The organism is Microcoleus sp. POL10_C6, from assembly GCF_036701585.1.
Taxonomy (GTDB): Bacteria; Cyanobacteriota; Cyanobacteriia; order Cyanobacteriales; family Microcoleaceae; genus Microcoleus.
On record NZ_JAUBRB010000001.1, the window covers coordinates 303,501 to 313,844 of the forward strand.

Below are 10,344 nucleotides of genomic sequence, written 5' to 3' on the forward strand. Positions count from 1 at the left end.
ATTAGACGGAAAGCGATGCTTGAGTGAAAAAAGATCGATCGCCCCTCACAGCAAATACCAAACACTGCGATGATTCTACAGAGTGCGATCGCACATAATCATCATCCCTAATTTGCGATCGACCTCCGGCATCAATTCTCAACAAAGCATCCGGCTGAAATTCGTTATCTGCGTCCAAGCACACAGTCGCATTGTCGCCCAATTCCACCCCAGCCAACCTCTAATTTGATTGTGTGGTTCGCCGTGACTTCTGAATGTTACCGATGATGCCACATAAAATATTTTTTCACTCTATTGAGTTAGCGAGAAAAATGTAAGCAAACATAGCATCGGGGGGCGAGTTTTGCCGCACTAAACTCGCTCCTACTATCAAATTATAACTAAATCCGCCCCTTAAACCTTCTGCTTCTTCCTTCGCGTCCTAGCGCTTACGCGCCGCTTCGCTAACGCGTCTTCGCGGTTCATTTCTAACACAAATACCCAATCCAAGTCGGCAAAACCTCCGGCGAACCGTACCACTTCCCCGGAGAACGAGGCGAATGCCAAACCCCATCCAACACCAGATTTTCGGCCCCATCCAAAACAGCAGCTTCCACCGGCGTAATTCCATCTCCCCAAGTTTCGCCCTTCCCCACAGTTAACTCGTAACTCTTATAAGCCAGCCAAGTCCCAAAACCGCGCTTGCCAAAAACAGCCTTCCCAGCAGCGCACACGTAGCGCACCTGCGGGTGAAAAGCCCCCGGATAGTGAATTTTGACAAAATCTAGATTTTTGCGCGTCCAGCGCTCTTGAGAGACGTGCGGCGTGCCTAAAGTGATTAAAGTATTCACATAAGGGTGAGCTTCCCACAAACCTGCGTCCTCAAGCACGTCGCCGTGAATGGTGTAAGGCTTTTCGCCCAAATAGATGCGAGAAATCCAGCCGCCGGCCGAATGACCGACGAGATTGATCTGGGGAACGCCGTATTGCTGTAACATTTGTTTGACCGTGCGATCGAGCTGTCGCAAAATTGGCACCATCGACCGCCCGCCAAAAGTCGGCAACCAATCTCCCTTGCCCAGAGGCACTGTTACTGTTGGAAAACCTCGATCGACCAGAGACTTTTCTAATTCCCGATAGTCGGAAGCTGCAGCAAAATATCCTGGTAAAATCACGGTTGGTAATGGCATTGTCAATTTTAGATTTTAGATTTTAGATTTTAGATTTTAGATTTTGCGGTCGGAGTGCTACGATCTGTTTTTCAAGTTCAAAGACGCTTGCCGAAGCATCCTTTGGATTGCTAACATCTGCCGCTCGTTAAACCTTTTGCTTAGGGAATATCTACTTCTATGGCTCGCGAGCCGATTCAAACATGGTATTTTACCCTAGTTGTCGTTCACTTAGAAGACCGTTTTCTACTGGTACAAGAGCGCAAGTACGAGCAGCAGTGGTATCTCCCAGCAGGGCGAGTGGAAAAAGGGGAAACTTTGCTCGAAGCTGCTATGCGTAATACCCTTGAGGAAGCGGGCATTTCCATCATCATTGAGGGAATTCTCCGGGTAGAGCACACAGTGATGCCTAAGGGTAATGTGCGCCTCCGAGTCATTTTTGTGGCTCGTCCACAAGATAAGACGCCGCCCAAGAGTAAGCCGGATGAGCATACTTTGTGCGCGGGCTGGTATTCTCTCAAGGAATTAGACCAGTTGTCGTTGCGGGGAGAGGAAGTTCGAGAAATGTTTCAATATATGGCAAGCGGCGCTCCCATTTATCCTATCGACTTGCTCACCATCGAGGGAGCTCCTTTTAAAAATTACCGCTATCGCTGGTGAATCAAGAGGGTTTTGAGATTGCCGCCACAGCCTCCGCGTACAACGCGCAGTAACTCGATCAGTTTTGAGTTTTTTGAGTTCGTAACCGAATTGGAAACGCCGATCGAGCCAACGGATCGATCGTGTGTAATGAATAAATTAGGCCTCAGAACCCGAAAAAAGACGGTAGAGCAGTGGCACTGTCTGTTTTTTGCTTCCCCCAGTCCGGCCCGTCTGAGGCCCTGCTCACCATTCTCCACAATATCTGATAAACCGCGTATAGGATTCGGCCAAAAGGATTGGGCAAGAAAAACAATGGTTTCAGCAATTAACAACGTCCTCACCCTATTAGCGACTGCTATACAAGCGTGGAACCCGTCAAAAAACCGGGTTTCTACGCTTGAGTGCTTGATGTGAGGGTCGCGAAATCTCAATAAAAGTCGATCGGGCAATTTCGATACCGACCGTGCTAAAATTATACCTTTGAATTCTCCAACAGCCACTTTTAAAATCACTCAAAAAAAATATCAATTAATAACTATTAACTTCCAATTCCCAATTATCAATTCTCAATTACCAATTCCCCATTCCCCATAGTCATGACTGACTCTTCCTCCCTAGCCAACACCCTTTCCGAACCGCTGCGCCAGCCTTTTTGGTGGGCAGCCCTAGCTTCTGTCAGCCTGCACGGAGTCCTCGGAGTAAGCGCCCCGACGCTCTCAAACATACTTTATGGTGGAAATTCCTCAAAAAATATCCCCGGTTCTGTCGGCTTAGTAGAACTAACTCCCGCAGAAGCCGGCCGCCTGCCACAAACCATACCACCGAAACCGTCTAATACGCGATTTACGCCATTTTCGATCGCACCAGTTCCCCTTCGGCCAGCGCCAAAGTTAGCCCCGCCCTTGCCCCCCGCACCGGATACCATCAACTTGCCCGCCATGCCGCCGGGAATGCCGCCTCCTGGATTCTTTTCCCCTCTCCCTCCTTCCCCTCTCCCGCCCTTCACGGCCCCAACAGCCCCGCCACCTCCCAAAACTCCATCCCCAACAGTCAGAGCCCCCTCCCAGCCAATACCCACTTTCGTCCCACCCGTACCTCCCAGCGGTTTTCTTTTCCCGCCCTTACCTGGTAATTTCGATCGCAATATCCCGCCACCGCCATCGCTGCCAGAAGCGCCCCAGCTTCCAGGCGGCGGATCGGAAGATGAAGCAGAGGCGCTCAAAAAAATCATAGCCAGTAGAGGCGGACTCCCACTATTTCCAGACGGAGCTCCAGTCTTTACCCCGGAATTCCCAATTGGCAGGAATGTGGGACCCGATGGAGTACCAAAATTGACTCAAAAAGATCCCAATAAAAGGAATCTCATCGCAGAAACTCCCGAAGAAAGAATCAGGAGACAACAATTTGAAGAGGGACAGCGACAGCTAGGACAGTCCGGCCAACCGGGTTCAAACTTACCCACCGACAGAGAGACACTGCTGGCGGCTGGAGAGACCTATGTTGCTTTGTTTGATAAATTCAAAAAGGCTTATCCTGACTTGGAAACGACGGGCCCGACTCCTGTGCCTGTCCCTTATCCCGTAACAGCTTGCTCGCAAAAACTCCAAGGAAGAGCAGTTTTTGGAGCAGTTGTCAGCCCTCAAGGCTTGCTCAAGGCCGAGCCACAGCCGATCGTCCCCACGGGTTACGGTATTCTCGATAATGCGGCTAAAATTGCGATTATTAGCCCTTCTCTAACATTTGAAGCAGCCAGCACGCACAAGCTTTACCAACTGACTGTCGAGTTTAAGTACGACGAAAAAGTTTGCAGTGGCATTCCTCTCACCCCAACCAAGCCCAACCCACCAGGCCAGCCGCAGCCCGCGCCCGCGCCGACAGCGCCCAGCAGACCAACAGGCCAGCCACCTTCCCCAGCGCCTACTGAAGTGAAACCGCAGTTTGAGAAGCCGCCGGCCCCCTCAAACAAACCACAGCCAGGGGCTCAACCGTCGCCGCCGACACCCAAACCCGCGGCTCAACCGTCGCCCTCGCCTGAACCGAAACCAGCCGCGGAACAGTCACCTTCTCCTCAACGGCAACCCGCCGAAGAGTCTCCGCAGCCCGAAGCAGCGCCTTCTCCGACCGCCGAAGAGTCTCCGCAGCCCGAAGCAGCGCCTTCTCCTGCAGCCGAAGTGTCCCCGCAGCCGGAAGCTGCGCCATCTCCAGCCCCGGAAGTGTCCCCGCAGCCGGAAGCTGCGCCATCTCCGGCCCCGGAAGTGTCGCCATCTCCGGCCCCGGAAGTGTCGCCATCGCCGGAAGCTGCGCCTTCTCCTGCAGCTACCGAAAATTAATTAGGCATCAGTAAGAGGAAATCGGGAATGGGTAGTATCCAATCTGCTTGCTTCACTACTATTGTGAGTTAGTAGTTAGTAGGGTGCGTCAGCTTGAATATTTGTTGGTTCTCAAACTAATTTCTACTTGCTGACGTACCCTACTTTACCCACTAAGAATGAAGTTGTTTTTCGTCCGCCCAACCCGGCTTTAGACGATTGAAGTTTTGACTGCAAACCTAATTACCTATTCCCCTTAACCTCTCAATTGTATTGAACTTTATACATTTGAAATAAGTCGCCGCTTTGCTTTTTTACTACCTTAGCGCCAGCAGCTTTAATCATTTTTTCCCAATCTTCTATTGTCTCTAAAAATACTTCGCCGGCTCGATAAGTTTCCAAAATTGCCCAATCTTCGGCTAAAGGAGCATTGGGGTTGAGGACATCAAAAACAAAATGACCGCCCGGTTTTAGTACCCGCTTTACTTCTCCCATGACAATACTCCAATAGTCTATGGGATAGTAACAGCTAAAGCCTGTAGCGAGGCATAAATCGAACTGAGCCTCCTCGTAATTTAACTGGTGAGCGGGGGCCCATTCTACACCTTTGAACAGCTTAGAATTGAGCTGAGGGCCGCGAGCGTTTAAGGCGTCTCGCGCTACGCTGCTGATTTCTTGACCATAAAAATATGCTTCCCAATCCCGCCAAGGGTAGATGAGAAAGCTGACTCCGCAGCCAATGTCTAAACAGCGCTGATTTTTTTGAGGTTTGGCAATTTTCCAGAAGGGAGAAACTGTTTTTGCTTGGAGAGTTCCTGCGACTGATTCTAGGAAAATCGGCATTGCTTCGACTTCTTCGGGTAAAGCGAAAGCTTCTCCCCGGTATTCGCGATCGAATCGAGAAGCGACTTGCGACAGTAAAACTTGCCAGCTATCTGATTTTCCTTTAGCAAACCAAGTCTGCTCCTGACCCGCTACTGGGCGATCGGACTTTTTAGACATTCTTGAATTACCTTTTAGAAGCTTTGAGAGCTTTTGTAAAGTTTTGGCGGTAAGGCTTATTAAAAATTAACGCGGGCCAGAGCAGCGAGAGCTTCAGGCGATTTGCAAAACTTCGATCGAAGTTAGTGCGATCGAAACCATTCCAAAATTTCCAAATGCCGCCACCGTAAGCGATCAGCAATGCCAAGCTAATTAACGTACTCATTAAAAAAACCCCTAAGCAATGGATAGGATTTTGGGTCAGCTAGTCAAAGCGCTACCCTTAATCTATCATTTATCAGACGCCAAGGCGCACCGATAGCTGTAGTAATTCCACCTTCAGAAAGAGACTTTAAAATCCCCGCTGGCCACAAACTTAAAAATAACACCCCCGAAATAGCTTTCACCGAGCAAGCAAGAAGGGACTTCTGTCAAAAGTCGAGGATTCTGAGGACTTATACGATTGAAGAATTAAAGAATTGGGAATGACTGATGACAGAAGGGTTTCGAGTACGGGCCTACAGTTGCATTCTTTTTTTTAACTGGTATTACCTAACATCACATCCCCTACAAATCCGAGCTCGACCGGGGGATTGGTGCGATGTAGCAAGTTCTAATTCGGTTGAAATCGGTTGCTGTTGGGGGACGGCCTGGCCGAACGGGATTTACCAGACGTGTCACTACTCGAAGATATTTAAGTAAGAACTGATTGCTGGTGGCCGACGAATTACAGCAGGCAAACTTTTTCTAGCGGACAATAGCGGTAGAGAGCTTTTTAAGCAAGGAGGATTTTATGCGTGCAGTGCTGATGGCTGGGGGATCGGGAACGAGGCTCAGACCCCTGACGTGCGATTTGCCCAAACCGATGGTGCCGATTCTGAATCGCCCGATCGCAGAACACATTATTAATTTGCTAAAAAGGCATCAGATTACGGAAATTATTGCCACGCTGCACTACCTTCCCGATGTCATGCGCGAATATTTTACTGACGGGGCAGAGTTTGGCGTTCAAATGACTTACGCTGTGGAGGAAGACCAACCGCTGGGTACGGCTGGTTGCGTCAAAAATATTGCTGAACTGCTCGATCGAACTTTTCTGGTCATCAGCGGCGACAGCATCACAGACTTCGACTTGACGGCAGCGATCAAATTTCACCGTAGCCAGCAATCCAAAGCCACGTTAATTTTAACTCGCGTTCCCAACCCGATGGAATTCGGCGTCGTGATTACCGAGGAAAATTACCGCATCAGCCGCTTTCTGGAAAAGCCTTCTAGCAGCGAAATTTTCTCCGATACTATCAATACCGGCATTTATATTTTAGAACCCGAAGTCTTGGATTACCTGCCGGTAAATCAGGAGTGCGACTTCTCGAAAGACTTGTTTCCCCTGCTACTGGAAAAAAATGAGCCTATGTACGGCTACATCGCTGAGGGTTACTGGTGCGATGTCGGCCAGCTAGATGTTTACCGGGAATCTCAGTACGACGCGCTGCGGGGAAAGGTCAAACTGGATTTGAGCTACTACAACGAAGTTCGATCTGGACTTTGGGTAGGTCAGAATACTTTTATTGACGATAGCGCGATCATCGAAGTACCGGCCATGATCGGCAACAATTGCCGAATAGGAGCCCGGGTTAAAATCGATGCCGGTACAGTGATCGGAGATAACGTGACTGTCGGGGCCGACGCAAACCTCAAACGTCCCATCGTCTGGAACGGAGCAATTGTCGGTGAAGACGCTCATCTTAGGGCCTGCGTGATTTGCCGGAGCACCCGTGTAGACAGGCGGGCTCACGTCCTCGAAGGTGCTGTCGTCGGTTCAATGTCCATTGTGGGAGAAGAAGCACAAGTGGGGCCAAGCGTGCGCGTATGGCCGAGCAAAAATATTGAATCCGGCGCTCTATTAAATCAAAATTTAATTTGGGGAGAACAAGCTAAGCGGAATTTGTTCGGTCAGCGTGGCGTTCAAGGACTGGCAAATGTGGATGTTACTCCGGAATTTGCAGTGAAATTGGGCGCGGCTTATGGCTCGACTTTGAAACCGGGGACTTCGGTATCGGTTTCTCGTGACCAGCGGAGCATTTCGCGGATGGTTTCGAGGTCTTTGATTGCGGGTTTGATGTCGGTGGGAATTAATGTGATCAATTTGGAATCGACGGCAATTCCGATCGCGCGCACGGTTTCGTCTACGCTGTCGATTGCTGGCGGCATTCACGTTCGCATTTCGCCCGATCGCTCCGACCACATTTTAATTGAATTCTTCGATATCAAAGGCATCAATATTACTAAAGGAGCTGAGAAAAAAATCGAGGGGGCTTATTTTAAGGAGGATTTGCGGCGAGCTCTAATTCCCGAAATTGGAGAGATGACGTACTTTAACCAAGCTCTCGAAGTGTACAACCGCATTTTTGAGCGGCAGATGAATGTTGAGGCAATACGCTACAGCAATTCTAAGGTGGTAATCGATTACGTTTACGCGGTTTCGGGAGCAATTCTGCCCCAAATGCTTGCCAAGTTCGGCTGCGATGCGGTGGTACTCAATGCTAGTCTCAAGCAGACTTCTCTAAGCAACGGGGAACGGGAATATTTACTCGACCAACTCGGCCGGGTGGTGAAAGCACTCAGCGCTAATTTCGGAGTGCAGGTATCGGCTAACGGCGAACAGCTCATTTTAGTAGATGAGTCTGGGATAGCGATTCGTGGGGAAATGCTGACGGCGTTGATGGTAAATTTGATGCTGACTTCTCATCCCAAAGGTACAGTAGTAGTGCCGGTGCATGCGTCTTCTGCGGTGGAGGCGATCGCCCGACGCTATCAAAGCAAGGTAATCCGCACGAAGGCGAACCCAACTGCTTTGATGGAAGCCGCTAACAGGAATCCGAATGTGGTTTTGGGCGGCAGCGGCCTTATGGGTTTTATTTTCCCGCAGTTGCATCCCGGATTTGACGGAATGTTCTGCATTGCTAAAGTGATAGAAATGATGACGATTCAGGAGCGATCGCTCGGACAGATCAAGGCGGAACTTCCCCGCATCACCCACCGCAGTTACAGCGTCCGCTGTCCTTGGACTATCAAGGGTTCGCTGATGCGACATTTAGTAGAAACTCATTCGCCCGATCGTTTAGAATTATTAGATGGAGTGAAGATTTTTAACTACAGCGACGACAATTGGGTATTAATTTTACCCGATGCTAGTGAACCGACGGTTCATATCTTCGCCAACAGTGAGGATCGAGATTGGGTATCTGAAACTTTGAAGGAGTACCGCGCCCTCGTTCACGATTTTGTCAGTCAAGCCGAGGCGGCGGTTCTCCAAGATAAATTTGGTAACGTGTAATCCGTCATCGGTGACAACTAATAGCGATGGGGCGCAGAAAAATCAGTAATTACCAATTACCAATTGGCAATTGGCAATTCCCCCAAGCAAGACCCACAAGTCATCGGTACACGGATAGCTATTTCTTCCTTCTTCCTTCTTCCTTGTTCCTTCTTCCTTCTTCCTTCTTCCTTCTTCCTTCCACATCCAATTCCCAATTACGCACAGATAACAGATGAATAGCTGCATTTTGATGGCGGAAATAATTCAACAACCGCAACTCCGTTATACTCCTGACAATCAACTTCAAATCGCTGAGATGTTGGTGCAGTTTCCCGGCCCCAAACCCCAAGATCCTCCCGAACATTTGAAAGTGATAGGATGGGGAAATTTTGCTCAAGAAATTCACGAGAAATATCACGAGGGCGATCACGTGATTATTGAAGGGCGACTGAGCATGAATACGATCGAAAGAGATGGTATTAAAGAAAAGCGCGCTGAACTGACAGCTCAAAGGATTTACAGTGTCGGCGCAGATGCAATGAGTTCGGCTCCCGCAGCTAGAACCGCCCCCGAACCAGCTCAAATTCGCGACAGCGCCCCGGCTAATGTGCCGAGCAATGTAGTTCCTTTAGGCTCGCGGAACCGCAGTTCTAACAGCGCTCCAGGTGGCGCTAACCGCACGTCTAGTTCGGATTGGAACTCGCATCAGTCTTCAAATTCTGAGTCCGATCGCCAGTCGGGTTCGTCTAACGAACCTGACAATCCCGATTACGATCCGATTCCGTTTTAAAAATTAGGGTGCATCACTTTATGAGCGAGCGCGAAACTTCGCCGTTCGATCGAAAGTGACGCACCTTAATTTAAGGGCGATTCCCTACGGGATAGCTTCGCACGCGCGTACTTCAGGAAAAAAAGGGCGCTCCTCTTCGAGGGCTGCGTTAACGAATTTTGCCCAACTACGAGCTAAATTGCAAATTTTACAGCTTGATCGTCACAACTTTTTTCTTGCTTTTTTCGTCGCGCAGCACGACGGTATTGTAGGGTGATGTATCCGTCCCCAGCGGAATTGGCAGCTTAAAGCTGCTGCTCTTATGCTTAACTTCGCCTAAATCAATGCTTTTCGTTATATTGCCATCTGTTGCCAGATAAGCGGTAAGTTCGCCTTTATAATCTTCAATCAAAAAGTCTCTGAAGAAAAGGACTTCCCCAGCACCCTCGACATCGATACCAAGGATGACCGTACCGCTAAACGTTGCGCCTTTTTCTTCTTCATCAACCGTCGCCATTTTAATTTCCGAGGGGTCTTGACCGGACATATCTGGCATAAATTTTTTCTCCTGAACAGAGCGCAATAATTAACAAGAAGCTTACCTGATGCTAGGGGCGATCGCAAAACTCTTAGGACGTATTTCTGCATCGGTCTTGCTTCTGTCTGAGGTTATAGAAGCCCGCGATCGCGAATTATACCACCAAGTCTCGCAAACACCGCCGCGCTAATTCGATTCGATATTTAGCATCCTAAGTCGGGAGTTTTTAAGTGATTGGGTGGAGAATTAAGCCTGATGTTTCTGATAATTTAAGAGCGATCGCACTTTGCTCAATAAAGGGCGATCGCCCTGAAAAATTATTATTTCCAGTAACGGGTCAAAATCCGCATTACTTCACCTGCTAGAGGGGATGGTAAAGGCGGGCTCCATTCACCAACTTCTGCAAAACCTAAAACGTGCAGCAGGCTGATGATGCTTTCTACTCCTTTGGGAATCCCGCAAATCAACAATCGGATCGGTTGTTTGTCGGTGGGTGCGTCGGGAATTTCTTCGCGCAGGAGTTCGGGAACTGACTTTGGCTGTGATATCATAAGTTTTAACTAGGGCTTGCTGAATATATCGATGGCACTTGACGTAGCCTGGGTTATGCGCTCGCGAGAGCGAGGGTAAAGTGCAAA

At 49.2% G+C, this 10,344-nt stretch carries 13 protein-coding genes; 4 read left to right on the top strand and 9 right to left on the bottom strand.

Going from position 1 to position 10,344, the window contains the following annotated elements:
• Position 1 precedes the first annotated feature (1 nt).
• Together QUA34_RS01155 and QUA34_RS01160 are read right to left on the bottom strand one after the other, a co-directional pair.
• Entirely contained in the window at positions 2–208 is a 207-nt protein-coding gene (locus QUA34_RS01155; RefSeq protein WP_333323633.1) for a hypothetical protein, read from the bottom strand.
• A 259-nt stretch (positions 209–467) separates the two neighbouring features.
• Complete coding sequence (locus tag QUA34_RS01160; RefSeq protein ID WP_333323635.1) at positions 468–1,169, bottom strand: alpha/beta fold hydrolase; 702 nt, start codon at positions 1,167–1,169, stop codon at positions 468–470.
• Between the two features lie 159 nt (positions 1,170–1,328).
• Between QUA34_RS01160 and QUA34_RS01165 the strand changes: the two genes are divergently transcribed.
• Entirely contained in the window at positions 1,329–1,808 is a 480-nt protein-coding gene (locus QUA34_RS01165; RefSeq protein WP_190662957.1) for an NUDIX domain-containing protein, read from the top strand.
• A gap of 541 nt (positions 1,809–2,349) precedes the next feature.
• On the opposite strand, the gene QUA34_RS01170 is transcribed toward QUA34_RS01165, so the two are convergent.
• Positions 2,350–2,514, bottom strand: a complete 165-nt coding sequence (locus tag QUA34_RS01170; RefSeq protein WP_333383398.1) for a hypothetical protein — start codon at positions 2,512–2,514, stop codon at positions 2,350–2,352.
• A gap of 3 nt (positions 2,515–2,517) precedes the next feature.
• Positions 2,518–3,021: a hypothetical protein gene (locus tag QUA34_RS01175; protein WP_333383400.1), complete on the bottom strand. Its 504-nt coding sequence runs from the start codon at positions 3,019–3,021 to the stop codon at positions 2,518–2,520.
• A gap of 100 nt (positions 3,022–3,121) precedes the next feature.
• Here QUA34_RS01175 and QUA34_RS01180 point away from each other — a divergent pair, with 100 nt between their 5' ends.
• Positions 3,122–4,120 (top strand): hypothetical protein, encoded by a 999-nt coding sequence (locus QUA34_RS01180; RefSeq protein WP_333383403.1) that lies wholly within the window; start codon positions 3,122–3,124, stop codon positions 4,118–4,120.
• Positions 4,121–4,363: 243 nt separating this feature from the next.
• Here QUA34_RS01180 and QUA34_RS01185 read toward each other — a convergent pair whose 3' ends face one another.
• Both QUA34_RS01185 and QUA34_RS01190 read right to left on the bottom strand, forming a co-directional pair.
• Positions 4,364–5,101, bottom strand: a complete 738-nt coding sequence (locus tag QUA34_RS01185; RefSeq protein WP_333383406.1) for a class I SAM-dependent methyltransferase — start codon at positions 5,099–5,101, stop codon at positions 4,364–4,366.
• Between the two features lie 7 nt (positions 5,102–5,108).
• A complete protein-coding gene (locus QUA34_RS01190; protein WP_333030091.1) occupies positions 5,109–5,306 on the bottom strand; it encodes a hypothetical protein in 198 nt (65 codons plus the stop codon).
• Between the two features lie 567 nt (positions 5,307–5,873).
• Here QUA34_RS01190 and QUA34_RS01195 point away from each other — a divergent pair.
• Entirely contained in the window at positions 5,874–8,417 is a 2,544-nt protein-coding gene (locus tag QUA34_RS01195) for a mannose-1-phosphate guanyltransferase (protein ID WP_333383409.1), read from the top strand.
• A gap of 42 nt (positions 8,418–8,459) precedes the next feature.
• Here the strand turns inward: QUA34_RS01195 and QUA34_RS01200 are convergent, their stop codons facing one another.
• Entirely contained in the window at positions 8,460–8,603 is a 144-nt protein-coding gene (locus QUA34_RS01200) for a hypothetical protein (RefSeq protein WP_333383411.1), read from the bottom strand.
• Positions 8,604–8,631: 28 nt separating this feature from the next.
• Here QUA34_RS01200 and QUA34_RS01205 point away from each other — a divergent pair, with 28 nt between their 5' ends.
• A complete protein-coding gene (locus QUA34_RS01205) occupies positions 8,632–9,189 on the top strand; it encodes a single-stranded DNA-binding protein (RefSeq protein WP_333383414.1) in 558 nt (185 codons plus the stop codon).
• A gap of 187 nt (positions 9,190–9,376) precedes the next feature.
• Here the strand turns inward: QUA34_RS01205 and QUA34_RS01210 are convergent, their stop codons facing one another.
• Positions 9,377–9,724 carry a hypothetical protein gene (locus QUA34_RS01210; RefSeq protein ID WP_333383416.1) on the bottom strand — a complete coding sequence of 116 codons (348 nt, stop codon included), beginning with the start codon at positions 9,722–9,724 and terminating at the stop codon, positions 9,377–9,379.
• 302 nt (positions 9,725–10,026) lie between these two features.
• A complete protein-coding gene (locus QUA34_RS01215) occupies positions 10,027–10,257 on the bottom strand; it encodes a hypothetical protein (protein ID WP_333383418.1) in 231 nt (76 codons plus the stop codon).
• Positions 10,258–10,344 lie beyond the last annotated feature (87 nt).